Annotated in this window: 21 protein-coding genes; 6 read left to right on the forward strand and 15 right to left on the reverse strand. The window is 72.9% G+C overall.

Going from position 1 to position 26,094, the window contains the following annotated elements:
• Positions 1-13: 13 nt before the first annotated feature.
• Together uraH and uraD are read right to left on the reverse strand one after the other, a co-directional pair.
• A complete protein-coding gene (gene uraH / locus Actob_RS34450; protein ID WP_284916079.1) occupies positions 14-373 on the reverse strand; it encodes a hydroxyisourate hydrolase in 360 nt (119 codons plus the stop codon).
• On the reverse strand, positions 363-869 hold the full coding sequence (gene uraD, locus Actob_RS34455) for a 2-oxo-4-hydroxy-4-carboxy-5-ureidoimidazoline decarboxylase (RefSeq protein ID WP_284916080.1): 507 nt from the start codon (positions 867-869) through the stop codon (positions 363-365). Before uraD ends, uraH begins: the two co-directional genes overlap by 11 nt.
• 199 nt (positions 870-1,068) lie before the next feature.
• Here uraD and hrpB point away from each other — a divergent pair, with 199 nt between their 5' ends.
• The 3 genes from hrpB (at position 1,069) to Actob_RS34470 (ending at position 5,231) form a co-directional block, all read left to right on the forward strand.
• Positions 1,069-3,573 carry an ATP-dependent helicase HrpB gene (hrpB, locus tag Actob_RS34460; protein WP_284922438.1) on the forward strand — a complete coding sequence of 835 codons (2,505 nt, stop codon included), beginning with the start codon at positions 1,069-1,071 and terminating at the stop codon, positions 3,571-3,573.
• 43 nt (positions 3,574-3,616) lie between these two features.
• Entirely contained in the window at positions 3,617-4,390 is a 774-nt protein-coding gene (locus Actob_RS34465; protein WP_284916082.1) for a class I SAM-dependent methyltransferase, read from the forward strand.
• A gap of 238 nt (positions 4,391-4,628) precedes the next feature.
• Positions 4,629-5,231 carry a hypothetical protein gene (locus tag Actob_RS34470; protein WP_284916083.1) on the forward strand — a complete coding sequence of 201 codons (603 nt, stop codon included), beginning with the start codon at positions 4,629-4,631 and terminating at the stop codon, positions 5,229-5,231.
• A gap of 72 nt (positions 5,232-5,303) precedes the next feature.
• Here the strand turns inward: Actob_RS34470 and Actob_RS34475 are convergent, their stop codons facing one another.
• The 8 genes from Actob_RS34475 to glgX all read right to left on the reverse strand — a co-directional run bounded on the left by Actob_RS34475 (position 5,304) and on the right by glgX (position 18,017).
• Positions 5,304-8,087 carry a putative bifunctional diguanylate cyclase/phosphodiesterase gene (locus Actob_RS34475; RefSeq protein WP_284916084.1) on the reverse strand — a complete coding sequence of 928 codons (2,784 nt, stop codon included), beginning with the start codon at positions 8,085-8,087 and terminating at the stop codon, positions 5,304-5,306.
• A 69-nt stretch (positions 8,088-8,156) separates the two neighbouring features.
• Positions 8,157-8,879, reverse strand: coding sequence for a PP2C family protein-serine/threonine phosphatase (locus tag Actob_RS34480; RefSeq protein WP_284916085.1), 723 nt, complete (start codon positions 8,877-8,879; stop codon positions 8,157-8,159).
• A gap of 81 nt (positions 8,880-8,960) precedes the next feature.
• Positions 8,961-9,986 carry a hypothetical protein gene (locus tag Actob_RS34485; protein WP_284916086.1) on the reverse strand — a complete coding sequence of 342 codons (1,026 nt, stop codon included), beginning with the start codon at positions 9,984-9,986 and terminating at the stop codon, positions 8,961-8,963.
• On the reverse strand, positions 9,983-11,239 hold the full coding sequence (locus tag Actob_RS34490) for a transporter substrate-binding domain-containing protein (RefSeq protein ID WP_284916087.1): 1,257 nt from the start codon (positions 11,237-11,239) through the stop codon (positions 9,983-9,985). The genes Actob_RS34485 and Actob_RS34490 overlap by 4 nt, the downstream gene beginning before the upstream one ends.
• A gap of 45 nt (positions 11,240-11,284) precedes the next feature.
• On the reverse strand, positions 11,285-11,692 hold the full coding sequence (gene yidD, locus Actob_RS34495; RefSeq protein WP_284916088.1) for a membrane protein insertion efficiency factor YidD: 408 nt from the start codon (positions 11,690-11,692) through the stop codon (positions 11,285-11,287).
• Between the two features lie 211 nt (positions 11,693-11,903).
• Positions 11,904-13,637, reverse strand: coding sequence for a malto-oligosyltrehalose trehalohydrolase (gene treZ / locus Actob_RS34500; protein WP_284916089.1), 1,734 nt, complete (start codon positions 13,635-13,637; stop codon positions 11,904-11,906).
• A 1-nt stretch (position 13,638) separates the two neighbouring features.
• On the reverse strand, positions 13,639-15,906 hold the full coding sequence (gene treY / locus Actob_RS34505; protein ID WP_284916090.1) for a malto-oligosyltrehalose synthase: 2,268 nt from the start codon (positions 15,904-15,906) through the stop codon (positions 13,639-13,641).
• Positions 15,906-18,017, reverse strand: a complete 2,112-nt coding sequence (glgX, locus tag Actob_RS34510) for a glycogen debranching protein GlgX (protein WP_284916091.1) — start codon at positions 18,015-18,017, stop codon at positions 15,906-15,908. The genes treY and glgX overlap by 1 nt, the downstream gene beginning before the upstream one ends.
• A gap of 211 nt (positions 18,018-18,228) precedes the next feature.
• Here glgX and Actob_RS34515 point away from each other — a divergent pair, with 211 nt between their 5' ends.
• From Actob_RS34515 to Actob_RS34525, 3 genes are all read left to right on the forward strand, one after another.
• Positions 18,229-20,019: a glycogen debranching enzyme N-terminal domain-containing protein gene (locus tag Actob_RS34515; RefSeq protein ID WP_407653731.1), complete on the forward strand. Its 1,791-nt coding sequence runs from the start codon at positions 18,229-18,231 to the stop codon at positions 20,017-20,019.
• An 11-nt stretch (positions 20,020-20,030) separates the two neighbouring features.
• On the forward strand, positions 20,031-21,254 hold the full coding sequence (locus Actob_RS34520; protein WP_284922439.1) for a glycosyltransferase family 4 protein: 1,224 nt from the start codon (positions 20,031-20,033) through the stop codon (positions 21,252-21,254).
• 69 nt (positions 21,255-21,323) lie between these two features.
• Positions 21,324-21,740, forward strand: a complete 417-nt coding sequence (locus tag Actob_RS34525) for a hypothetical protein (protein ID WP_284916093.1) — start codon at positions 21,324-21,326, stop codon at positions 21,738-21,740.
• Between the two features lie 58 nt (positions 21,741-21,798).
• Here the strand turns inward: Actob_RS34525 and Actob_RS34530 are convergent, their stop codons facing one another.
• Genes Actob_RS34530 through Actob_RS34550 form a run of 5 tightly spaced genes read right to left on the reverse strand, consistent with a single transcriptional unit; the run spans position 21,799 to position 25,884 of the window.
• Complete coding sequence (locus Actob_RS34530) at positions 21,799-22,710, reverse strand: ketopantoate reductase family protein (protein WP_284916094.1); 912 nt, start codon at positions 22,708-22,710, stop codon at positions 21,799-21,801.
• Positions 22,707-22,970, reverse strand: coding sequence for a UBP-type zinc finger domain-containing protein (locus Actob_RS34535; RefSeq protein WP_284916095.1), 264 nt, complete (start codon positions 22,968-22,970; stop codon positions 22,707-22,709). The genes Actob_RS34530 and Actob_RS34535 overlap by 4 nt, the downstream gene beginning before the upstream one ends.
• The gene (locus Actob_RS34540; RefSeq protein WP_284916097.1) at positions 22,967-24,544 is read right to left on the reverse strand and encodes a Na+/H+ antiporter; all 1,578 of its coding nucleotides are present in this window, start codon (positions 24,542-24,544) and stop codon (positions 22,967-22,969) included. The genes Actob_RS34535 and Actob_RS34540 overlap by 4 nt, the downstream gene beginning before the upstream one ends.
• A 33-nt stretch (positions 24,545-24,577) precedes the next feature.
• A complete protein-coding gene (locus tag Actob_RS34545) occupies positions 24,578-25,174 on the reverse strand; it encodes a fibronectin type III domain-containing protein (RefSeq protein ID WP_284916098.1) in 597 nt (198 codons plus the stop codon).
• A gap of 32 nt (positions 25,175-25,206) precedes the next feature.
• Entirely contained in the window at positions 25,207-25,884 is a 678-nt protein-coding gene (locus Actob_RS34550; protein WP_284916099.1) for an EcsC family protein, read from the reverse strand.
• Positions 25,885-26,094 lie beyond the last annotated feature (210 nt).

The raw sequence follows: 26,094 nt of genomic DNA on the forward strand, positions 1-26,094 counted from the left end.
ATCGCCAACGATTTCAGCTCCCTCGGTAGGTGGTGTAGCCGTACCGGCTGAGCAGCAACGGCACGTGGTAATGACGCTCCGGGTCGTGGACGTGGAAGGCGACCGTGATCTCCGGGAAGAAGCACTCCGCACCGAGGTAGGGCTCGACGTAGAACAGCAGCCGGTAACCGCCGGCCTGCCAGTCGCGGACCGGCACCTGATAGCGCAGGCGTCCGTCGCCGTCGGTGCGGCCCTCGGCGACGGTCCGCCAGCCGTCCGCGTCGCGGCGCTCCAGCCGCACGTAGACGTCGCCGGCCGGGTCACCGGTGACGGTGTCCAGGATGTGCGTGGAGATCCGGGCGTGGAACTGGGCAGTAGTGCCGTCAGAGGGCATCGAGCACCCGCTCCAGCCGCAATCCGGCGATCTTGCGCAGCTCGTCGGCGACGACGGCCCGCTCGGCCGCCACGTCGTTGGCCAGCCGCTCGCGGGCGGCGGCCAGGATCTCGGCCTGGCTGCGGCCGCTCGCGCAGATCAGGAAGACATGGCCGAACCGCTCCTCATACGCCCGGTTGGCCTCGATCAGCGCGGCCCTCGTGGTGTCGTCGGCGCTCCCGGCCGCGGCTGACTGCTCGGCGCGGGACCAGGCCGCCTCGCGCGACGGGCCGGCCGCACGCTCGCCGATCCGCGGGTGCGCGGACAGGCCCTGCAGCACCTCGTCCCAGCTCAACGCGCGGGCCGCGGCGTCGGCCGCGGCGACGATGGCGGACCGGTCCGGGAACGGCCGGTCGGCGACGATCCCGGCACCCCAGGCCGGCGCGGCCAGGCAGGACAGCAACTGCTCCCGCAGGTGGTCGGCCGGCAGCGCGTTGAACACCTGCACCGCGCTCATCGCCTCACCCCTTCTCCGTGTCGATCAGTCAAGCAGGCCGCGTCCGCCACGGGCACCGGCGGAGCGAAGAATTAACAGGGCCACCCTGCCACGAACCGCGGGCCGGGACACTGCCGATCGGCGGCCCTGTGGACAACGCCCGGCTGTCCACAGGGCCCGGAAAGTTGTCGGTGGGATGGGCAAGACTGGGCGCGTGCTGATCCCCGCCGACGCCCTCCCCGATCTCCCGGTCCGCGCCCTGCTGCCGGAGCTGACCGCCACGCTGTCCGAGTCCGGCGCGGCAGTGCTCGTCGCGCCGCCGGGCACCGGCAAGACCACGCTGGTCCCGCTCGCCCTGGCCGGCGCGGCCGACGCCGGCCGGGTGGTCGTCGCGGAGCCACGCCGGGTCGCGGCACGAGCCGCCGCCCGGCGGATGGCCGCGCTGCTCGGCGAGCCGGTCGGCGAGCGGGTGGGTTATGCGGTGCGCGGCGAGCGCCGCGTCTCCCGCCGCACCGTCGTCGAGGTGGTCACCACCGGCCTGCTGGTCCGCCGGCTGCAGCGAGACCAGGACCTCTCCGGTACGACGACGGTGGTCCTCGACGAGTGCCATGAGCGACACCTCGACTCGGACCTCGCCCTCGCCTTCCTCGCCGAGGTGCGCGGCGTGCTCCGTCCCGAGCTGCGCCTGCTGGCGACGTCGGCCACCGCCGACGCCGAGCGCCTGGCCGAGGTGCTCGGCGGGCCGGTGCTCACGGCGACCGCCCGCACCCATCCGGTCGAGATGGTCTGGACGCCACCGCCCGGCCCGGTCGCCCCGCCGCACGGTCTGCGCGTCGATCCGAAACTGCTCGATCACGTGGCCGCCACCACCCGCCGGGCACTCGCCGAGGGCGACGGCGACGTGCTGGTCTTCCTTCCCGGCGCCCGGGAGATCGACACCGTCGCGACCCGGCTGCGCGGTGTCGACGCCGACGTGTTGTCGCTGCACGGCCGCCAGTCCGGGACGACCCAGGACGCCGCGTTGCGGCCCGGGCCGCGCCGTCGCGTGGTGCTGGCGACCGCGATCGCGGAGAGCAGCCTCACCGTGCCCGGGGTGCGTGCGGTGGTCGACTGCGGGCTGAGCCGGGTGCCGCGGATGGATCACGCACGCGGCCTGGGCGCGCTGGTGACAGTGCCGGTGTCCCGCTCGTCGGCGACGCAGCGCGCCGGCCGGGCCGGCCGGGAGGCGCCCGGACGGGCCTATCGGTGCTGGTCCGAGGCGCAGCACGAGCGGCTGCCGGCCCAGCCGGAGCCGGAGATCACGGCGGCCGACCTGACCGGTTTCGCGCTCGACCTGGCCCTCTGGGGTGATCCCACCGGCGGCGGTCTGGCGCTGCCGGATCCGCCACCGCCGGGCGCGTTGCGGGCGGCGACCACGACGCTGCGCGATCTCGGCGCTGTCGATGCCGAGGGCCGGGTGACAGCGCGCGGGCGGGCGCTTGCCGGCGCGGGCCTGCATCCCCGGCTGGCGCGGGCGCTGCTGGACGGCGCGGCCCTGGTCGGCGCCCGCCGCGCCGCCGAGATCATCGCCGTCTTCGACGATCCCCGATCCGCGGGCGACGACCTGGTCGCGGCCGTGCGACGGGCCCGGGCCGCCGGCGATTCCGGTTGGCGCTCCGAGGTACGCCGATTGACCGCCGCCGTCGAGCAGCCCGCCACGGAGTCACCCGCCGCCCGTCCCGTGGCGAGGGCCGAGGGGGCGACCAGGATCCCGGACGACCTGGCCACCGGGCTGGTGGTCGGGCTCGCCTACCCGGAGCGGGTGGCCCGGGCCCGGGAGCCGGGCGGCCGGTCCTACCTGATGGCCGGCGGCACGGCGGCCGACCTGCCCGCCGACAGCGCGCTGGCCGGCTCGCCCTGGCTGGCGGTCGCGGCCGCCGACCGGACGGCCGGGGCGCGGACCGCCCGGATCCGCAGCGCGGCGCCGCTCGACGAGGGGACCGCACGCGAGGTGGCCGGCACACTGCTCCGCGAGGAGACCGAGATCGGCTGGATCGACGGCGACGTGGTGGCCCGCCGGGTGCACCGGCTCGGTGCGATCACCCTGGCCGGCGCCCGGTTGACCGATCCCGATCCGGCCGCGCTGCGCGACGCGCTGCTGACCGGTCTGCGCACCACCGGGCTGGGCCTGCTCACCTGGAGCCGGGCAGCCGAGGAGCTGCGGGCCAGGCTGGCGTTCGCCCACGCGGCGCTGGGTGACCCCTGGCCCGACGTCTCCGACAGCGCGCTGCTCGGCCGTGCCGAGGAGTGGCTGGACCTCGGTTCCGCCCGGCGCCGCGGTGACCTGGCGAGAATCGACGTCGCCTCGGCGCTGCGCCGGCTGCTGCCGTGGTCGGTGGCGGGCCGTCTCGACGAGGTCGCCCCGGAGCGGCTGCCGGTGCCGAGCGGTTCGCAGATCCGGCTCGACTACACGGATCCGGTCGCGCCGGTGCTCGCGGTGAAGGTGCAGGAGGCGTTCGGCTGGCGGGACGCTCCACGCCTGGCCGACGGGCGGATCCCGGTCCTGCTGCACCTGCTCTCCCCGGCCGGCCGGCCGGTCGCCGTCACCAGCGACCTCGCCTCCTTCTGGCAGCAGGGCTATCCGCAGGTCCGCGCCGAGATGCGCGGCCGCTACCCACGCCACCCCTGGCCCGAGGACCCGACCACCGCCGTCCCCACCCGCCGGGCCAATCCACGTGCCCGCTGACCCACGCCCAGCGACGTTCGTTCCCCGAAAGGAGCAACACACCATGACGAGCACCTTCACCCCCGGCGAGAAGACCTGGCTGGCCCAGCTCGGCACCCTGCGCCAGGTCGTGCGCCAGGAGGTGGTGGCCCGGCAGCTGGCCGCGCATCTGCGATCTGACGCGCCCCGCGTCCTCGACGTCGGATGCGGCCAGGGCAGCCAGGCGCTGCGGCTGGCCCGGCTCGGGTTCGAGGTGACCGCGCTGGACTCCTCGGCGGAGATGCTGGCCGAGCTGCGCCGGGCACTGGAGCACGAGCCGGCGCCGGTCCGCGACCGGGTGCAGGTGGTTCACGCGGACGCGAGCCGGCTCGCCGGGACGTTCTCGCCCGGCTGCTTCGACGTGGTGCTCTGCCACGGCCTGCTGATGTATTTCGCGGCTCCGGGTCCGATGCTCACCGACCTCGCCCGGATGCTCGCTCCCGGCGGCATCCTGTCCCTGCTGGTGCGCAACGGCGACGGCCTGGCGATGCGGCCCGGCCTGCGGGGCGACTGGGCGACGGCGGTGGCGGCCTTCGACACCACGGCGTACGGGAACCGGCTGGGCATCACGGCCCGGGCCGACCGGCGCGCCGAGCTCACCGCGGCCCTGACCGGCCGCGGTCTCGAGGTGTTCGCCTGGTATGGCGTGCGGGTCTTCACCGACACCGCCGCCGACGACGCACCGCTGCCCACCGCCACCGAGCTGAACCACATCCTGGACGCCGAGACCCGAGCCGGCTCCACCGATCCCTATCGGGGCGTCGCGGCCCTCACCCACGTCTTCGCCCGCCGCCCCTGATCCGGCAGCCGCGCGGGCTCGGTTCCGTCTCTTGACTCATGGGCGCCGGTCGTTGAGCTGGTGCGGTGCTCCGACGAGGCAGGAATGGGCCGGCGGTGGTGGCGTGATCACCGGCAGGCCGTCCGCGACCTGCCGAGTCCAGCACACCACCACCCCTTGTCGCGCGACAGCTGACGAGCGTACAGTTGTCGCATGCCATCCAGCGCATCGGGGGACCGACGACTTCCAAGTCAGGATGGTGGCCTACTGGGCCGGACTGGCCAGCAGATACGAGGAGCCACACCACCGGATCCACCAAACCGTGGTGTGGCCCGCCGGCGGCGGCTACCCCGGCTCCTTCCAGCGCGATCACCTGCGCCTGGAATACCACTCGGTGAACGTCCCCGACGACCTCGACCCGGACACGCTACTGCGCAGCCCCCTGGCCCCACTCGCCCTCTGGTCGAGCCGGCGCCCACCCGACGTAGCCGACCGGGTCGCCGACCGGATCGCTGAACTGACCAACCCCGAAGAACGACTCGTCCTGATCGACTTGAGCATGCTCGCCGAGCACACCATCGCAGCTCAAGTAGTCAACGCGTTGAGGAGCAAGAGTATGAAATTCAACCTGGCAGAAACCGAGACCGGCCGCGAGATCGCCCAGGAAAACCGGGAACGCGGACGCGAGGAAGGACGCGAGCAAGGACTGGTCCGTTCGATGGAACTCTTCCTCCAGACCCGCTTCGGCGACTTCCCCGGCCTGGACGACCTGGCGCGAAAACTCGTGACCGACGACCACACGACGAACGTGGCACGGATCCTGAACGGCGCCTCCCTGGAGGAACTCCAGCAGGACCGGTGACCCACCATGCCGGCACGTGGCCCGGAACCCGGCCGAGTACGAGACACGGCCGGATTCCGGGACATGGACCAGTTAGGGCTCCCGGGGGACGGCCGGACGGGGCAGCTCGGTCAGCCGCGCCGGCGGCCCGAACAGATAGCCCTGGCCGAGCGGGCACCCCAGATCGGCCAGAGCCGCCGCCCGGTCCTCGGTCTCGATGCCCTCGCCGACCACCGTGATGCCCAGCTCGGCGCAGATCGCGAGGACCGATCCGCACAGCGCCCCCGCCCGGGCCGGCCCCGTGTCGACATCGGTCAGGGTCGAGTCCAGTTTCACCGTGTCCACCGGGAGCCCGTGCAGCTGGGCGAGCGCGTTGTACCCACTGCCGAAATCGTCCAGGGCGACCCGCACGCCCCGGGCGCGGAGGCGTTCGACCACCGCCGCGGCGCGGGGCAGGTCCGGGATGCGGAGCGTTTCGGTGATCTCCACGACCAGGCGTTCCGGCGGCAGCGCGTATCGGGCCAGGGCGGCGTCGACGGCGTCCTCCAGGCCCTGGTGGCCGAGCCGGCCCGCGGAGACGTTGACGTGCACGTCGATCGGGCGGCCGTACCGGTCGGCGAGCGCGTGGGCGTCGGCACAGGCCTGATCCAGCACGAAGTCGTCGATGGCGGCGACCAGGCCGGTGCGTTCGGCCATGGTGACGAAGACGTCGGGATGGACCGGACCGGCCACCGGGTCGGTCCACCGGGCGAGCGCCTCGACGGCCACCGTCACGCGGTCGCCGAGCCTGACGATCGGCTGGTAGTGCACCTCGAAGCCGGCCGCTGCCGGGCTGCCGCCGGTGAGCGCGCCGGCCAGCAGCCGTGGGAGGTCGGCGTTCGGGCCGTGCACCGGGCCGGTGTAGCGGATCAGGGCGCCCTTGCCGCGGCGCTTGACCGCGTACATCGCGGCGTCGGCGCGGCGCAGCAGCAGGTCGGCGGAGAGCTGGTCGTCCGGTTCGGCGGTGACCAGGCCGATGCTGGCGCCGACGCTGACCGAGCGGCCGTCGATCAGGTACGGCTCCCGGAGCGCGGCCAGGACCCGCTCGCCGACTCCCTCCGCCTCCGCCACCCACTCCCGCTCGTCAAAAGTGGACATGGCGCCGGCCGCGGAGGCCGCCGCGGAGGAGACCGCGGAATCGGCGGCCGTGGAGACCGCCGCCGAGGAGACCGCCGAATCCGCGCCCGCGGAAACCGCCGCCGACGACACCCCCGAATCCGCGCCCGCGGAAACCGCCGCCGACGACACCGCCGAATCCGCGCCCGCGGAAACCGCCGCCGACGACACCGCCGAATCCGCGCCCGTAGGAACCCCGGCCGACGAGACCGCGGAGGCGGCGGTCGCGGCGGAGAACGACGCGACCGAGGAGCCCGACAGCACCGGCCCGCCCGTCAGCAGGTCGGTACGCCGGCGCAGCGGTGACCGAGGCGCCGGCGGCCGAGCCTTGTCCCGGGACCAGCGCCCACCGGCACGCGCGTCGCCGGAGACCCGGACCCCGGCGGCGGACAGCACGTACTTCCGCTGTCTCCCCACCACCCGGCGCAGTGCCGAGACGGCGCCGCCACCCGACCGCGGCACCGGTGGCGCCACCACGTCGCTCTGGTCCAGGACGACGGCGAACTCGTCCCCGCCGAGCCGCGCCACCAGGTCCTGCGGCCGCACCGAGGCCCGCAGCCGCTCCCCGATCGCGTGCAGCACCCGGTCACCCATCGCGTGCCCGTACGTATCGTTGATCAGCTTGAAGTCGTCCAGATCCGCGAAGATCACCGCAACCGGCGTGCCCCGGTGCTGGTTCGAGTCCAGCGCCAGGACCAGCCGCTCCCGGAAGAGGGCCCGGTTCGCCAGCCCGGTCAGCGGATCGTGGTACGCCTGATGGTGCAGCCGCCGCTGCGTCTCCGCGACCCGCCCGAGCAGCACGGTGTTGTCCAGGATCGTGATCATCTGGCGGGTCACCACCAGGCCCAGGCCCAGCCAGCCCAGGTAGGCCTGGAACGACGTGAGCGGATGCCCGGTCGCCGTCCGGGCCAGCAGCACCACCCCGGCGACCAGCACCGGCAGGTACGGCAGCAGCAGGTGGAACCAGTCCCGGGGCAGCGCCGTCAGGTCCGGCGGGGCCGGCGCCGGCCGCGGCGGGCTGAGCGCCGCGAGGGCGATGCAGGCCGGCCCGAGCAGGTGCCCGGTCGCCTCCAGCCAGAACGGCCCGAGCCCGAACAGCCGCATGGTGTCCGCCACCCCGAAGGCCAGCAGCCCGGCCCCGATCAGGGCCAGCGGCCGCCGGCCGGCCGGCGAGTCGGGCCGGGTGGTCAGCAGCAGCACCACCATGGTGACCAGGACCAGGTCGGCGATCGGGTAGCCGGCCGCCCACCAGGTCTGCGCGTCCCACTCGGTGACCGGGCTGAGGAACGACGAGGACCAGCCCAGCGCCAGCACCGACCCGGTGATCAGGACGCTGTCGATGAGCAGCGCGATCTGGTCCCGCCGCGGCGAGGTGGGTATCGGCCGTGGCCGGGTCCGGGTCACCCCGAGCAGCCCGATCAGCATGCAGACCGGCAGCACCACGAACCCGATGTCGAACAGCGACGGGCCCGCGTGCCGGTCGCGGCCGGTCAGGTCCTGGACCATCCACCAGAGCCGGACGGCGGACCAGACGGCCAGCCCGCCGGCCGCCAGCCAGCGCCAGTTACGCGGGATGCCGGTGCGGCGGCGCGCCGCGACCAGGCAGGCCCAGGCCGCGATCGCGCCCGCGGCGAGTTGCGCGGTGTCGGTGTAGAGCCGGGGCGCACCCACGAGCTCACCGACCGCGACCACCGCGAGGGCGAGCGCCAGAGTCCCGATCAAGCGCGCCGTCGTGATCACCACCAGTGTCCGGGCCGCGGTCAAGATCCACGGCCGGATGAAAATACCGGTTCAGTCCCCGTCGGTCACGTCGGCGATGACCACCGTGACGTTGTCCGGTCCCCCGCCGCGCAGCGCGAGATCGACGAGCCGCTCGGCGCAGGCCTTGGGATCGGGGACGATCCGCATCTCTTCCTCGATGGTCGCATCCGTCACCACGCCGGTGAGACCGTCGCTGCACAACAGCCACCGGTCGCCATTCTGCGGCTCGACGATCACGTACGCGGGACTGACCGGCTCGCCCTGCAGGACCCGGGTGACGACGGCGCGGCGCGGGTGGCCGGCCGCCTCCTCCGGCTTGATCAGGCCCTGGTCGACAAGCATCTGAACGTACGTGTCGTCCTTGGTGAGCTGGTTGAGCCGCCCGTCGCGGAGCAGGTAGGCCCGGGAGTCGCCGACGTGCGCCATCGCGGCCCGCTCGCCGTTGAACAGCACGGCGGTCAGCGTGGTGCCCATCCCCTGCAGCGAGGGGTCGGCGGCGACCGTCTCGGCGATCCGCCGGTTTGCCACTTCCAGCGCCTGGTGCAGCGCGTCCATCTGATGTTCGGTGTCGATCGGGGCGTCGAGCGAGACCATGGACTCCACGGTGATCCGGCTGGCCAGATCCCCGGCGGCCATGCCGCCCATGCCGTCCGCGACGACGAGAAGCCGATCACCGGCGTAGTGACAGTCCTCGTTGTTGCTCCGGACGTGTCCTTGGTCGGTGACGGCCGCCCACCGCAGGTGCAAGGTCATGGCGTGCAGCCTGCCAGGTCGATGGCTGGCTGTCTGCACGTGGTGGGCGGCATGTCGCACATGTCCTCGACGAAAATACACTCACGCCGGGTCATGCGGCCGTCCCAGGCATCTAGGATCGATTTCGGTCACCTTCCGTGTGGGAGCGATCCACTCCAGCGCCGACGTCTCGACCGGCCAGCCGCGGACCTCCACGGCGCTCTCCGGCGGTCGCACCGGCTCGGGGCAGAGTGTCTTCGACCGTACCTCGTTGTTCGGGATGAACTTCACCTCGCCGGTCGCGTCCAGCATGGTCGTCGAGGTGTCGTCGACGGCGATCAGCTGACCGCGCATCACCTCGCGGACCGGGCCGCCCTCCGGTCCCACCTCGATCGCGCTGCCGGGCAGCACCGGGGCCCGCAGGAAGACCACGCCGACCACGATCGGCAGAGTCATCGCGGCCCCGATCGCCGGCCAGTGCGTGACCAGCCGGGCCCAGCGCGCCGGGACCGGGCCGGTGAGCAGCGGGCCGAGCAACGGCGGCACGGCGAGCAGCAGCGCGATGCCGTACTCGCCGGCGTGGACCGCGGCGACCACGCCCGGCTCGACGAAGATCCAGGTGAGCAGGCCGACCAGCACCGGGACGCCGATGGTGATCCAGAGCATCAGCCAGCGCTCGGCACGCAGCCGCTGCACCGCCGTCAGCCCGAGCACCGCGACGACCAGCATCTCCAGTGTGGGCAGCATCCGCAGCTGCCAGGTGAAGCCGGCGATCAGCACCGCGATCAGCACCACCCAGTCCGGCATCCGCAGGGCGGCCACCGCGACCATCGACCCGCCGGCGTCCCCCGGCTTGCTCACCAGCAGGATCCCGCCGAGCACCCGCAGGGCCAGGATCACTGCCGGGACCGCCCAGGTCAGCGTGATGAACAACGCACTGATCATGCCGAGCGGGTTGATGTACTGGACCAGCAGCAGCATGGTCGGCAGGTCCTGCCGGCTGAGGTACCACAGTCGCAGCACCAGCAGCATCAGCGGGAACGCCGGCAGGACGGTGAGCAGCCAGTTCAGCTGCGCCCGCCGCCGGCGGGGGGCGATCACCGGGCCCTTCACGAAGATGTCGGTCACTTCAGCAGGTCCTCCCAGGGGAGTTCCCGCACGTCCGGCCGGATCACCCGGGGCTGCTGGGCCACCGCGATCGGCACCTTCCCGTTCGCCGGCACCTCGGTCTGGAAGTTCTTCTCGAAGGCCTGCTCCCACCGCTCGTCGTGCGGGTCCGCGTAGGAGCGCCACAGGGTGAGGTCGACCAGCTTCTTCAGCGCCGGGTTGTCACCCACGTTCACCCCCCACCGCTCGGTGCCGTCCAGCCCGAGATCCCAGTGGTCGTACTTGCCCGGATATCGCGCTTTCCACCCCGCGAGGATCGCCGCGTCGGTGCTGACCGCGTCCACCTCGTGGCGGTTCAGCATCGCGAAGCACTCACGCACCCGGTTCTTCGAGATCACTGTGGCACCGGCCTCTTTCGGCGCGGTGAGGCTGGTCGACGTGGACAGGGTGCAGACCTTCTGACCGGCGAAGTCGTCCAGCGAGGCGACCGCCCGGTGTCCGGCCAGGGTCATCACCGACTGCTCGGTGTACAGGTAGGACTGCGAGAAGTTGACCTTGTCGGCGACCCGCTTCGGGGTGATGCTGTAGCTCGCGATCACCAGCTGGACCGGCACCCGGTTGCCGTCGACGTCGGTGGCCTGCATCCGCGCCCGGTCCTCGGACTCCATCCCGTAGAACTTGACCTCACTGCGCCGGAACCCGAGATCCTCGGCGATCATGTAGGCGACGTCGATGTCGAACCCGGACCAGATCTTCGTCGCTGGGTCGTAGTAGGCCGTCCCGAACTGATCGTCCTTGACCCCGATGTGCAGCTCGCTCCACGAGTCGACGCCGGACTGCGCGCGCAGCTCGTCCACCGACGGCGGCCCGCCGACGAACAGCCGCATCATGGTCAGCCCGATCGCCAGCACCAGCCCGAACCCGAGCCCGGCCAGCCGCAACGCCGCCATGTTGAACCGCTCCGGCGGATCCGGCAGCACCTCCGGCTGCTCCAGCGGCACCGGCTCGGCCGGCGGCGGCAGCCGCCCCTCGTCGACCGCCTCCTGCACCGCGATGTCCCGCGCCGCGATGTCCTCCACGGTCCGCCGCTTCAGCGGCCACACCCGCCTGAGCTGCGGCGGCAGATCGCCACGCAGCGCGTAGCCGAGCCGGCTCGCCGGGTCCCGCCGGGGCGCGCCCGGAGCCGGATCCGGCAGGGTCCGCGGCGTCTCGGAAGCGCCCGAGGCCGGCGCACCCCCGCTCAGCGGCGTCCCCTCCGTCGAGCTCTCCCCCATCGGCCCTCCCCACTACTCCCGGTCGGGCCATCGTGCACCATCACGTCACGGAACGGGGTCCCCGGTACCGAACGGGACTCGCGGACCACACCTGCGGAGCCTGGCGACCGCCAGCCGCAGCCCTTTCCGCAGCCCGTGCTTTTCGACGGCCGCCAATGCGTAGGCGCTGCACGTGGGCTGGTAACGGCACCGGGTGGGCAGTTTCGGCGACACTTTGCGGTACCCGCGGATCGCGCCGGTCACCATCCGCTGGGCCGGACCCGCCGCCGGTCCGTGCCCGAGCAGCGCCACGACCGTCAGCAGCGTGCTCAGCCGGAACAGGTCACAGCCGGGCACATCGCAATGACAGCCGGGGATGTCACAGTCCGGGCAGCCCGGATCACAGTCGCAGTTGTGGTACCAAGGCTCCTTCTTCTGCTGCGGTTCCTGCGGATCATCCGGCACGTCTTCCACCGGCACATCGTGCCCGACGGATGCCACTGACCCATCAGCGGAAATGGTGGATCCGGACCACCTTCAAGATCCTCATTTACGCGCGTCCGCCGTGGTGCGGATCGCATGCTCCCGCGCGGGCCGGGCACGGCGATCTGGCCGCTGCGCGTCCAGAACGATCGCCGTGCCCTTCGTTGCCCGTGGGTGGTTCCGGAGATCAAGACCCGGTGACTCAGCGGGAGGTGCGGACCACGACGGCGCTCTCCGGGGGGAGGACGACGCGGTCGCGTTCGAGGACGACGCCCTCGGCGGTGGCGAGCAGGACCGCGGACGGGACGGCGCGCAGGCTGACCGTCTGCGGGGTGCCGGCCAGGTTGGCGGCGACCGCGTGGCGACCGCGGCGGATCACCACGAACTGGTCGCCGTGCCACACCTCGACCTCGGACAGCCACGGGTCGGTCAGGTCGGGGATCTCCCGGCGCAGCCGGATCAGCTTCTTGTACAGCGCCAGCATGTCGGCGTGCCCCGGCTTGCCCAGCTCCGACCAGTCCAGCTTGGACCGCTCGAAGGTCTGCGGGTCCTGCGGATCCGGCACGTCGGCCTCGGCCCAGCCGTGCCTGGCGAACTCGCGCCGCCGCCCGTTCTGCACCGCGGCGGCCAGATCCGGCTCCGGGTGGCTGGTGAAGAACTGCCACGGGCTGCTGGCCGCCCACTCCTCCCCCATGAACAGCATCGGGGTGAACGGCGAGGTGAGCAGCAGCGTCGCCGCGACCTTGAGCAGGCCCGGGGAGAGCGTGGCGGTGAGCCGGTCGCCGACCGCGCGGTTGCCGATCTGGTCGTGGTTCTGCAGGAAGGCGACGAACCGGTGCCCGGCGGTGCGCTGCCGGTCGACCGTCCGCCCGTGCCGCCGGCCGCGGAACGACGACCAGGTCCCGGCGTGGAAGAACGCGCCCTCCAGCACGGTGCGCAGGCAGTCCAGCGAGCCGAAGTCGCCGTAGTAACCCTGCCGCTCGCCGGTGAACAGGGCGTGCAGCGCGTGGTGCACGTCGTCGTCCCACTGCGCGTGCAGCCCGTAACCACCGGCCTCGCGTGGGGTGATCAGTTTCGGATCGTTGAGATCCGACTCGGCGATCAGCGACAGCGGCCGCCGCAGCGCCGTGGAGAGCGACTCCGTCTCGACGGCGAGCTGCTCCAGCAGGTGCACGGCGCCCTCGTCGTGCAGCGCGTGCACGGCGTCCAGCCGCAGGCCGTCGACGTGGTAGTCACGCAGCCACATCAGCACCGAATCGGCGATGTAGCGCCGCACCTCGCCGGACTCCGGGCCGTCCAGGTTCAGCGAGCTGCCCCAGGTGTTCGACCCGCTGCTGAGGTAGGGCGCGAACATCGGGGCATACGCCCCGGACGGGCCGAAGTGGTTGTAGACCACGTCGAGGACCACGCCCAGGCCCTTGCGGTGGGCGGCGTCGACGAAGCGTTTCAGGCCGTCGGGCCCGCCGTACGCCTCGTGCGGGGCGAACCAGCAGACGCCGTCGTAACCCCAGTTGTACTCACCGTTGAACGCGTTGACCGGGAGCAGCTCGACCAGGTCGACGCCGAGCTCGACCAGGTGATCGAGGCGCTCGATGGCCGCGTCGAACGTGCCGGCCGGGGTGAACGTGCCGATGTGCAGCTCGTAGAGCACCGAGCCGGGCAGCTGCCGGCCGGTCCACCCCTGGTCGGTCCAGGTGAACGCGTCGTGGTCGTAGACCCGGCTGGGTCCGTGCACGCCCTGCGGCTGCCAGGCCGACCGCGGATCCGGCACCGGAGTGTCGACATCGGGCAGCACGTAGGAGTAGTCGGTGCCCGGGCCGGCCGACGGCACGTCGAGGCGCCACCAGCCACCGTCGCCCGGCTCCATCGGGTGCTCGGCGTCACCCAGGCGCAGCTTGGGCGACTTCTCCGGCGCCCATACCTCGAAGGTCGTCATCTCACTCTTTCACCAGGAGAGCGACGGGATAGGTGTGCAGCAGCTCGGCAACGGCCAGGCGATTGCCACCGTAGCTGGCGTTCGTGAACACTTCCGTCCAACTGTGTCCGTCGAGTGACAGCGTGGTGTCGTGCCATCCGCCGTGGCGTGACAATCCGACCGGCAGCCGGGTGGCGACCACCACCACCCCGCCCCGGTCGAAGGCCAGGACGTGCTCGCCGACCCGTCCCTCGGCGAACACCGGCTGATATCCGGTGAACAGTTCCGGGCGCTGCCGGAGCAGCCGCAGCGTACGGCTGACCACGAGCAGCTTGGCCGCGCCGCTCTCGTCGATCGGGGGCTGCCAGCCGTCGTCGAGCCGGCCGAGCAGCTCGCGGCGGGCCGCGAAGTCGACAGGCCGCCGGTTGTCCGGGTCGACCAGCGAGTAGTCCCACAGCTCGGTGCCCTGGTAGACGTCCGGAACACCGGGCATGGTCAGCTGCACGAGTTTCTGGCTCAGCGAGTTGGACCAGCCGGGCGGCGTGATCGAGGCGGCGAAGTCGGTCACCTCACGGTGCAGCGCCGGGTCGTCGTAGATCTTGTCGATCATCGTCCGCAGCGCCGTCTCGAACCCCTCGTCGGGGCGGTACCAGCTGGTGACGGTGGCCGACTCGCGGGCGGCCTTCACCGCGTACGCGAGCAGTCGGTCCTTGTCGATCGGCCAGGCGCCGACGGCGACCTGCCAGATCAGATGGGCCAGCGACGGATCCGGGAGCGGAGCGACCCGGACCCAGCGGCGGACCACCTCGGTCCAGTCGCCGGGCACCTCGGAGAGCACCGCGAGCCGGGCCCGGACGTCCTCGCCGCGCTTGGTGTCGTGGGTGCTCAGCGAGGTCATCGTGGCCGGCCAGTCCTGCTGCCGGGTCTCGGCGGCCTCGTGGAACTCGTCCACCGAGACGCCGAACTTGACCGGGTCGTTGCCCACCTCGTTGCGGGCCGCGAAGCGGGTCCAGCGGTAGAACGCGGTGTCCTCGACGCCCTTGGCCATCACCGCGCCGGTGAACTGCTGGAAACGGGCAGCGAGTTCGTCAGCGGGGTTGCGCAACCGGGCGGTGAGCTGGTCCAGCGTGCCGATCAGATGCGGACGCCGGCGGCCCGCCTCGGCGCGCGCCTGGGCGAGGTACCGGGCGCCGCCCGGAAGGTAGGAGCGGTAGACCGGGAAGCAGGCGGCCAGCTCGGCGAGGCCCTGGGGCGCCGCCTCGATCTCCGGGGCGAGCCGGGACAGCCGTCCGAGCTCGGCGGCGAGCAGCGTGGTGGCGACCGTGTGCTTGGTCTCGTGGACGAGGTTCTGAAAGCTGGTGGTGCCACCGGTCAAATAGTGGTCCAGCGTGTCGAAGAAGGTCTCCGTGCCGGCGTCCACGAACACGCCGTTCACCTGCGCCATCGCGTCGTAGCCGGTGGTGCCGTCGATCGGCCAGCGGGGCAGCTGCTCGCCCGGCTCCAGGATCTTCTCGATCACCAGCCAGGCCTCCGGCGCGGCGTCGCGCAGCCGCCGCAGGTACTCCGCCGGGTCGCGCAGCCCGTCCGGATGGTCGACCCGGATGCCGTCGACCAGGCCCTCGCGGACCCAGCGCAGGATCTCGGCGTGGGTGGCCTCGAAGACCTCCGGGTCCTCGACGCGCAGCCCGGCCAGCTCGGTGATCGCGAAGAACCGCCGATAGTTGATCTCGGAGTCGCCGCGGGTCCAGTTGACCAGCTCGTAGTGCTGCCGGTCGTGCACCTCGCGGGGAGCACCCTCGCCGGTGCCCTCGGCGATCGGATAGCGCTTGTCGAAGTAGACCAGCTCGTCGCCCTCAACCTGGAGCTGGTCCAGCGCGTCCGGCTCGTCGGCCAGCACCGGCAGCAGGATCCGCCCGCGCGACCAGTCGATGTCGTAGAACTTCGCGTACTCCGACTGCTGTCCGCGCTTGAGCACGTCCCACCAGGTCGGGTTGGCCTTGGCGACGGCCACCCCGGCGTGGTTCGGCACGATGTCGACGACCAGGCCGAGCCCGGCGTTGCGCAGCGCCGCGGACAGGCCGCGCAGCCCGTCCGGGCCACCCAGCTCCGGGCTGACCTGGGTGTGGTCGACGACGTCGTAGCCGTGCTGGGAGCCGGGCGCCGCGGTCAGCAGCGGCGCCGAGTAGAGGTGACTCACCCCGAGATCGGCCAGGTAGTCGGCGATCTCGGCGGTGGCCTTGAGGGGGAATTCGGGGCGGGTCTGGACTCGGTAGGTACTGCTGGGCCGCATTACACCGTCCGATCAAGCACGATGAGGGACCGGTCCGGCACCCAGAGCCTGTGGCCGGCCTCCACGACCGACGGGCGATCCGGGGACGGCTCGGCGGTTTCGATGACCTTCTCCCACTTCTCCCCGTACTCCGCGGGAGGCGTGGCGAACTCGATGGGCGCGTCGTGCGCGTTGAAGAAGAGCAGGAACGAGCTGTCCACGTGGCGCTGGCCGTACTGGCCGCGCTCGCGGATGCCCTCGCCGTTGACGAACAGGGCGACCGCCCGGCCGAAGTCGTTGCCCCAGTCGTCACCGGCCATCGGCCGCCCGTCCGGGGTGAACCACTCCAGGTCGGGCAGCGGGTCGCCGCCGCCGCGGGCGGTGACCGGCAGGCCGGTGAAGAACCGGCGGCGCTGGAACACCTGGTGCCGGTGCCGGAACGCGGTCAGCTTGCGGGCGAACTCGAGCAGTTGCTCGTCGGCGTTCTCCCAGTCGATCCAGCTGATCTCGTCGTCCTGGCAGTACGCGTTGTTGTTGCCCTGCTGGGTGCGCCCCAGCTCGTCACCGTGCGAGATCATCGGCACGCCCTGGCTGAGCATCAGCGTGGCCAGGAAGTTGCGGCGCTGCTTGGCCCGCAGCTCCAGCACCTTCTCGTCGGTGGTCGGGCCCTCGATGCCGCAGTTCCAGGACCGGTTGTGGCTCTCGCCGTCCCGGTTCTCCTCGCCGTTCGCCTCGTTGTGCTTGTCGTTGTAGGACACCAGGTCGTTGAGCGTGAACCCGTCGTGCGCGGTGACGAAGTTGATCGAGTGGAACGGCTTGCGCCCGTCGTCCTGGTAGAGGTCGGCGGAGCCGGTGATCCGGCTGGCGAACTCGGCCAGGGTGGCCGGCTCGCCGCGCCAGAAGTCGCGGACCGTGTCCCGGTACTTGCCGTTCCACTCGGTCCAGTTGGGCGGGAAGTTGCCGACCTGGTAACCGCCGGGACCGACGTCCCACGGCTCGGCGATCAGCTTCACCTGGCCGACGATCGGGTCCTGCTGCACCACCTCGAAGAACGTGGAGAGCCGGTCCACGTCGTAGAACTCGCGGGCCAGCGTCGAGGCGAGGTCGAACCGGAAGCCGTCCACGTGCATCTCGGTGACCCAGTACCGGAGCGAGTCCATGATCAGCTGCAGGCTCTGCGGGGAGCGCACGTTCAGGCTGTTCCCGGTGCCGGTGTAGTCCATGTAGAACTGCGGCTGATCGTCGACGAGCCGGTAGTACGTCCGGTTGTCGATGCCCTTGAGGCTGAGCGTCGGCCCGAGGTGGTTGCCCTCAGCCGTGTGGTTGTAGACCACGTCCAGGATGACCTCCATCCCGGCCGCGTGCAGCGCCTTCACCATCCCCCGGAACTCCTGGGTCTGCTGGCCGAGCGTGCCGGTCGACGAGTACCCGTGGTACGGCGCGAAGAAGCCCAGCGTGTTGTAACCCCAGTAGTTGCGCAGGCCGAGGTCGTGCAGCCGGTTGTCGTGGACGAACTGGTGCACCGGCATCAGCTCGACAGCCGTCACGCCGAGGCTCTTCAGGTGCTCGATGATCGCCGGGTGGCCGATCGCCGAGTAGGACCCCCGCATGTCCGGGGGGATCTCCGGGTGCCGCTGGGTCAGCCCCTTCACGTGCGTCTCGTAGATCACCGAGTGGTGGTACGGGATGTCCGGCCGCCGGTCGTTGCCCCAGTCGAAGTACGGGTTCACCACCACGCCCTTGGGCATGTACGGCGCCGAGTCCAGGTCCGACATCTGGTCCTGGTTGCCGAAGTCGTACGCGTACAGCGACGGGTGCCAGTCGATGTCCGAGTCGACGGCCCGGGCGTACGGGTCGAGCAGCAGCTTGTGCGGGTTGCAGCGCAGCCCGCGGTGCGGCTCGTACGGACCGTAGACCCGGTAGCCGTAGCGCTGCCCCGGCTCGACGCCCGGCAGGTACGCGTGCCAGACGAAGGCGTCCTGCTCGTGGAGCAGCACCTTGCGCTCGTTCCCGGAGGCGTCGAACAGGCAGAGTTCCACTGCCTCGGCCACCTCGGAGAAGATCGCGAAGTTGGTGCCCGTCCCGTCGTAGGTCGCCCCCAACGGGTACCGGTGACCAGGCCAGACCTGCATTCTCGTGGACCCCCCTCGGCCTTCGGTCGTCGCGACCGGCCCGCGGTTCATGCCCGTCCGCGGGGTGACTCAATCCTGCCCGGCCGCGTCATCACAAATTCTCCCGGAGCGGACTGATACCGTCGGCCCGACTGTCCGATTAGGCGCTAATTTATCCCCTTACGGGGGTTTAGCGGATACCCAAAACGAGCATAGAGGCGACGTGCCGCGGATTGATCCTCTGACCTTCGGGCCCCAGGTGTGCGGCGTTCCCGCAGCGGACGCCGGCGCCGGCCGGGAATGGCTGGTCACCGACGGTCTCGGCGGCTGGGCCAGCGGCACCGTGAGCGGCCTGCGGACCCGCCCGGAGCACGCGCTGCTGACCGTGGCCGGACCGGGCCGGGCGCCGCACGTCGCGCTGGCCGCCCTGGACCTGACAGTGACGCTCCCCACCGGCACCAAGGTGCCGCTGTACACCCACGCGTGGGACTCCGGCGCCCTCGACCCGGCCGGCCACCGCTTCCTGGAGACGTTCACCCTCGCCGGCGGGCTGCCGCGGTGGCGGTGGCGGATCGGCGACGTGGTGATCGAACGCGAGCTGGCGCTGCGCCCCGGCCTCGCGGTGCTGTACCGGGTGCTCAGCGCGCCCGGCCCGGTGAGCCTGTCGGTCGCCGCGATGTGCACCTGGCGGGAGGCCGCCACCGCCCGCCGGGCGGACGGCCCGGGGCTGCGGATCGAGCGGGTGGCCGACGGTGTCGTCGTCGAGGGGGCGTACCGGCTGGCCGGGCCCGGCTGGCAGCCCGCCGGCGAGTGGCATCTCGGCGCCCGGACCGGCGACCTGGCCGAGGACCTGTGGCTGGCCGGGACGTTCGGCAAGCAGGCCGGCCCGGGCGAGAGCCTGGAGATCTCGGCGTGGGCCGGTGACCTGGCGGTCCGGCCGCCGGCTCCGCCGGTGGTGCTGGCCGCGGCGCGCGAGCGGGCTCATCGCCTGGTCACCGCGGCCAAGGCGGAGGGGTACGCCGGAACGCTCGCGCTCGCCGCCGACGCGTTCGTCGTGCAGGGCGCCGACGGGCCGGCCATGGTCGACGGCTACCCGTGGGGCGGACGGCCGGCGTCGCTCGCCGCCTACGAGGGGCTCTTCCTGGACACCGGGCGGGCCGACGAGGGCCGGGAGCTGCTGCGCGCCCTGGTGGACCGGCCGGCCGACGCCGTGGACTTCCCGCTCTGGCTGGTGCACGCGGTGGACCGGCACGTCACCCGGACCGGCGACAGCGACCTGGCCCGGGCACTCGCCGTGCCGCTCGGCCGGCTGCTGCGCCAGGCCCTCGGCGGGGACGGCGCGCTCGCCGTGGACCCGGCCGACGGGCTGCTCAGCCTCGGCCCCGGCCCGGACCGGGCGCGGGTCGGCAAGCTGGTGGAACTCAACGCGCTCTGGGTGAACGCGCTCGCCGCGCTCGGCGACCTGCTGGCCGAGGGCGGCCGGGACGACACCGAGCCGCGCGGCCGGCACGCGCTGGCCTGGGAGTCGTTCCGGCGACGGTTCCCGGCTCCGGAGGGGTGGCTGCACGACCTGGTCGAGGGCCCGGCGGCGCCGTACCCGCTCGGGGCGGGGACCCACCACGACGATCCGACGCTGCGGCCGTACCAGCTGCTCGGCTGGTCACTGCCGCACGCGCCGATGCGGGGCAGCGCCGCGAGCACGGTCCGGGCCGCCGGGGAGGCCCTGCTCACCCCGCTCGGCCTGCGCACCCTGGCCCCCGACGAGTACGGCTACGACGGCGCCGGCCCCGAGCAGGGACTGGTCCGCCCATGGCTGATCGGGCCGTACGCGGACGCCTGCGCGGCCACCGGGCGCCCGGTCGACGGGCTGCTCGACGGGCTCGCCGCGCACCTCGCCGAATGGGGCGTCGGGTCGATCGGCGAGGCAGCCCACGGCGACGCCCCGCACCCCGCGCTGGGCCGCCCGTTCGACGCCCTGGCCGTCGCCGAGATGCTGCGAGTGGAAACGAGGTACGCGCCGTGAGCCGGATCCTCATGCTCTCCTGGGAATACCCGCCGCTGCTGGTCGGCGGGCTGGGACGGCACGTGCACGCGCTGGCCGGCGCCCTCGCCGCCGCCGGGCACGAGGTGACGGTGGTGACCCGCCAGGCGCCCGGCGCGCCGCGCGTGGAACACCTCGAAGGCGTCCGGGTGATCCGGGCCGCCGAGGACCCGCCGGCCTTCGAGGTGACCGGCGGTGATCTGCTCGGCTGGGCGCTGGCCTTCAACCACGCGCTCACCCGGGCCGCCCTGCGCGCCGTCCGCGGCCACCGGTACGACCTGGTCCACGCGCACGACTGGCTGGTCGCGCACACCGCCGTCACGCTCCGGGACCACCTGGACGTGCCGCTGGTCGCGACGATCCACGCCACCGAGTCCGGGCGGCACCAGGGCTGGCTGCCCGGCGCGCACAACCGGACCATCGACGACATCGAACGCTGGCTGTGCGCCGAGGCGCACCGGGTGATCGTCTGCTCGGAGTACATGCGCGCCGAGGTGATCCGGCTCTTCGGGGTGCCCGCCGAGCGCACCGAGGTGGTGCACAACGGGGTGGACGCGCTGCGCTGGCGGGCCCGGCCACGGGCGGTCGCGGCGGCCCGGGAGCGGTACGCCGGCGACGACGGGCCGCTGGTCAGCCTGGCCGGGCGGCTGGTTTACGAGAAGGGCGTGCAGCACCTGCTCGCGGCGGCGCCCCGGCTGCGCGAACGGTTCCCGGGACTGCGGCTGGTGGTGGCCGGGGACGGTCCGTACCGCAAGGATCTGGAACGCCGCGCCGGGCCGGCCGTGAGCTTCGCCGGGTTCCTGACCGGGCACGATCTGACCGCCCTGATGGCGGCCTCGGACTGTTACGTGGTGCCGAGCATCTACGAGCCGTTCGGGATGGTCGCGCTGGAGGCGGCAGCGGCCGGCACGCCGGTGGCGGTGTCGTCGACCGGCGGGCTGGCCGAGATCGTCGAGCACGGGGTGACCGGCGTGTGCTTCCCGCCCGGCGACCCGGACGCCCTGGCTCTCGCGGTGGGCGGGGTGCTGGCGGATCGGGACTACGCCCGGGCGCTGGCGTCACGGGCCCGGCAGCGGGTGGTCGACGACTTCAACTGGCCGGCGATCGCCGCCCGCACCGCGGCGGTCTACGACAGCACCCGGCCGCCGGCGCCGGAGCTGCCGGAACTGCTGCTCACCAGGCGCCCCGGGGTACCGATGGCGGTCGGCGTCGGGTAGCTTGACCGCCCCGACCGGAGCGGCGCACGCGGCGCGGCCGGCACGCGACATCGTCAAGGACGGCCCCCGTTGAGCGACAAGCCCGCTTTCTCCGCGCCCACCCCGGCCCCCGGCTGGGCGCCCGGCACCGCACCCGTGCCCGCGCCCGCTCGCGGCGGTGCGGCTCGCACCGTCGGCGCGGTGCTCGCCGTCGTGGTCCTCGCGGTGCTGGCGCTGGCCGTCGCCGGGATCGGGCTGCTGCTGACGCTGTCCATGGACAGTTGCGGGACGGCCGGCACCGAGGACGTGTTCGTCTGCGGCACTGCCGGGATGCTGGTGACCATCGGGTCGCCGATCGCCGGCGCGGTGCTCGGCGTGCTGGTCGCGCTCGGCGGCTTCCTGCCCCTGCCGTTCCGGCACCGCCGCCCGATCCTGATCAGCGCCGGCTACCTGATCGTGCTGGCCGGCCTCGGCATCGGTTTCCTGGGCGCCTTCGGCCTGTCCTGATCAACTCCCGCGGCCGCTCCGGCGCGTCGGTCTCCCGGGCGCCCTCGGCCTGTCCCGATCAGTCCCCGCGGCCGCTCTGGTAGATCGACAGGCCGGCGTACGCCGCGGACAGTAGCGGGACCGGCACGCCGTGCCGGGCCGCCTCGGCGACCAGGTCGCCCACGATGGCGTCGGCCTCGACCGGCTGCCCGGCGACCAGGTCGCGGTACATCGACGAGGTGGTGGGCTCGGCGCTGGCCATGGTGTCCGCCAGCACGCTCAGGAACTGCGGACGGGGCGGGAAGCCGGCGGCGGTGGCCACCGATACCGACTCGGCGGTGACCGCGCGGTTGAACTCCGGGCCGCCGGGGGCCGCGTTGATCGCGCCGATCGAGCCGCGCAGCAGTGTGGTGGCCGCGCCGATGGTGGCCAGCAGCACCCATTTCTCCCACATCTCGGCCCGGATGTGCCGAGATGCCCGGGAGTCGAAACCGGCGTCGCCGAGAGCCGCGGTGACCTCGTCCAGGCGGTCGTCGGCACCGCCGTCGAGCGGGCCGAAGACCAGGCGGTGCAGGCCGGACATCTGGACCACGTCGCCGTGCTCGTCCAGCGTGCCATGGATCATGCAGAGCCCACCCCAGACGTGCCCGGCGCCGAACGCGCCGGTCAGCGCGTCCAGGTGGCGCATGCCGTTGAGGAGCGGGACGAGCACCGTCCGGTCCCCGACGGCGGGACCCAGCGCGGCGATCACGGCGTCCAGCGCGTAGCTCTTGACCGCGACGAGGACCAGATCGTACGTACCGTCGACGGTGGTGATCGTGTGTGGCGTCAGCCGCGTCTCGCCGGACGGTGCGGTGATCCGGAGACCGCGCTCCGCGAGCCGGGCGGCCCGGCCCTCGCGGACCAGGAACGTCACGTCCCGCCCGGCCTGCGCCAGCCGGCCCCCGAAATAGCCGCCGGTGGCGCCGGCGCCGACCACCAGGATCCTCATCCGAGCTGCTCGTCGTCGAAGCACCAGCGCCAGGTCTCGCCCGGCTCGAACGAGCGCATCACCGGGTGGCCGGACTCGGCGTGGTGTGCGGACATGTGCCGGCGCGGGGACGAGTCGCAGCAGGCGACCAGGCCGCAGGTGAGGCAGACGCGCAGGTGGACCCAGTCGTCGAAGCCGCCGGCCACGCACTGCGGGCAGCCGTCGGCGTAGGCGCTCCGGGGCGCCGGGTCGCCGGTTTCCTTGAGATGCTGGCAGATCACTCGTCACTCCGGTGCAGCTGGGACTCTTCCAGGTCGAGCTCGCGCTGGGCGCGGACCAGCACCTCCTCCGGGATCCGGCCCTCGTTCCGGGCGATCTTGAAGACGTGCCGCTCGGCTCTGATCATCTCGCGCCGCAGCCGGCCGTACGCAGCCGAGGGGGTCTCCTGCCGCTGGCTGCCCAAACGCTCCCAGGCGTTGTTGGACCGGCTCTCCACCAGACCGCGCAGCCGGTCGACCACCGAGCCGGGCGCCCCGTCGGCGTGCTCCTCCAGCGCCTGCAGGGCGGCCCGGCTGGCGGCGTGCTGCACCCCGGCCTCGGCGAGCGCGTCCTGGGCGCTGGTGTCCTCGCGCACCCCGAGCCGCCTGGCCAGGGCCGGCAGCGTGGTGCCCTGGGTCAGCAGGGTCAGCACGATGATCGCGAAAGCGATGAAGATGAACAGGTCACGCGGGTAGGCGGGCACCCCGGCCTCGGCGCTGGGCGGCGTCAGGGTCTGCGCGGCGGCCAGGGTGACCACCCCGCGCATCCCGGCCCAGGCGATCACGGTGGCCGCGGCGACCGGCGGCCGCTCCTCCCGGGCCCGGACCCGCGGCAGCAGCCGGGCCAGGTAGGTGGCCGGGTACATCCACAGGAAGCGGACCAGCACCAGGGTGCCGAACACCGCGGCGGTCACCGAGACCGTGGTGACCAGGCCGGTCTCGATGCTGGTCACCACCATCCGCAGCTGGAGGCCGACCAGCAGGAACACCACGCCCTCCAGGAGGAACGTGGTGAGCCGCCAGACCGCGTCCATCTGCAGCCGGGAGGTGGCCGAGAGCAGGTAGGGCATCCGGTGCCCGAGGTAGAGCCCGGCCACCACCACCGCCACCACGCTGCTGGTGCGCAGCTCCTCGGCGACGATCACCACGACGAACGGGGTGAGCAGCGACACCGCGTCGTCCAGCAGCGGATCCTCGATCCACCTGTGCAGCTTGGCGGCGCCGACCGCGGCGATCATGCCGAGGACCAGGCCGCCACCGGCTTTCAGCGCGACCTCGCCGGCGATCTCCCAGAACCCGACGGCGGCGCCGGCCAGCGCGCCCACCGACACCCGGACCAGCACCAGCGCCGTCGCGTCGTTGAGCAGGCTCTCGCCCTCCAGGATGGTGACCACCCGGCGGGGCAGGCCGACCCGGCGGGCGATGGCGGTGGCCGAGACCGCGTCCGGTGGGGCGACGATGGCCCCGAGGGCGACGCAGGCGGCCAGCGGCGCCTGCGGGACCATCCAGTGCACGACGAACCCGACGGCGAACGCGGTGAGCAGCACCAGACCCACCGCGAGCAGCAGGATCGGTCGCAGGGCGTGGCGGAACGCGGGCACCGAGGTCTGCAGGGCCGCCACGTAGAGCAGCGGCGGCAGGATGCCGATCAGCACCAGCTCCGGCTCCAGGTGCGCCGCCGGGAACCCCGGGACGTAGGACAACCCGAGGCCGGCGACCAGCAGCACCAACGGGGCCACGAAGCCGAGCCTGCGGGCGAGGGCCGCGCCGACGACCGCGATCGCCACGAACACGACCGTTTCGACGATGCTCTCCATGGCGGGAAGCTTATTGCCCGCCGCGGGCCGGCATCAGGTGGTGCTCACCACCCCGGACCGAGCCACGGTACGGGTCCAGGTGCCGTCCATCCCCTTGCGGCTGCGGACCAGATCGGCCGAGAAGACGTACGGCGTCCCGGGGGTCAGTCCGGTGACCGTGGCGGTCATCCAGCCGCAGCCGCTCGGGGTGACGGTCGTCCAGCCCGGCGTCTCCGGCTGCGCGCCCACCACCAGATGCTGACTGACCGCGGTGATCCGATAGTCGACCAGGTCGTCGCCGCCCGGGTTGAACCAGGTGACCACGGCGCTGGTGCTGCCCGGGGTGACGGTCATGCCGTCGACGGCGCCGCCCTTGAACCCGGCGGTCCCGCAGGACGGGCTGCGGCTCGGCGTCGGGCCGGCCGGGGGCGCGACGGTCGGCGACAGCGTGGCGGCGGCCGGCCGGGCCCGCGGCGTGAAGCTCGTGGCCGGCGACGGCGCGACGCTACCGGCCGTCATCCACAGCCACGGGCTGGTCGCGGACGGGCTCGGCTCGGCCTGCACGGCTCCGGTGGTGGCGCAGGCCGCCAGCAGCAGCGGCGCGGCGAGCATGGGCAGGACGACGGCGGCAGCTTTGCGAATCCCCAGCACGTCCTCCACGTTCGGGCCGGCCCGGGCGTTGCTTAGCCGTTCCGGTAGTGCTCCCGGGCACGCCTGGCGAGATCCTTGGTGGCGGCCGAGTTGACCCAGGTGCCGAGCACCACGCCGGCACCCGGGACCAGCTTGGCGAACACCTTGCGGGCGGCACGCACCCCGGCCATCTGGGCCAGCTTGACGCCGAGCTTGACCAGCGCGCCGCCCAGCGGGCCCCCCGCCGCGCCGGTGAAGATCCGGCTGGCGCGTTCGCGGCCGGCCGCCACGCCGAGCGCGGTCCGGGCGGTCTCGGCGACCCGGTGCACCCGCTGCAGCACGAGCAGGTCGGTGGCGCGTTCCGGGGCGGCCGGGTCGGCGCCGTAGGCGGCGGCGACGTGCAGCACCATCCGGGCCTGGGTCCAGGCCAGCACGCCGACGTCAAGGACCGCGCCGGGCAGGCCGGCGACCCCGGAGAGGGCGCCGGAGAGGCGGGCCAGGGCGGTGAAGTTCTTGACGGCCAGGGTGGCCAGCTCGTCCGGGGTGAGGTCGGGGTGGTCGGCGCGGGCCCGGGCGGCCCACCCGGCGGCCTCCGGGCCGAGGCGGCGGACGGCTTCCAGGGCGAGGTGCTCCGGGGCGTACTGGGGGTCGGCGCGCATCCGGGACCAGAGGGTGCCGGGCGGGGTGGCGGCGTCGTCGAGGGCGGGGACCGGTACGGGGTACTGACTCAACGATCACTCCCGAGGGGGCGAGACGGCGATCTACCCCCATAGTGGCGTCCGGGTGCACGTCGGTTGCCCGGCCGGACCGACTTTTCGTGGTGACCGTCACGCCGCACGACGGGCGGGCTCACGTCGTACGCAAAATGGTGGGGAAACCTGGACCACAGCGAGCCGGAATGATTCCAGCGGCTCGGCTGTTGTCGGCGAAAAGCCCGCGCC

The organism is Actinoplanes oblitus, assembly GCF_030252345.1.
Classification (GTDB): Bacteria; Actinomycetota; Actinomycetes; order Mycobacteriales; family Micromonosporaceae; genus Actinoplanes; species Actinoplanes oblitus.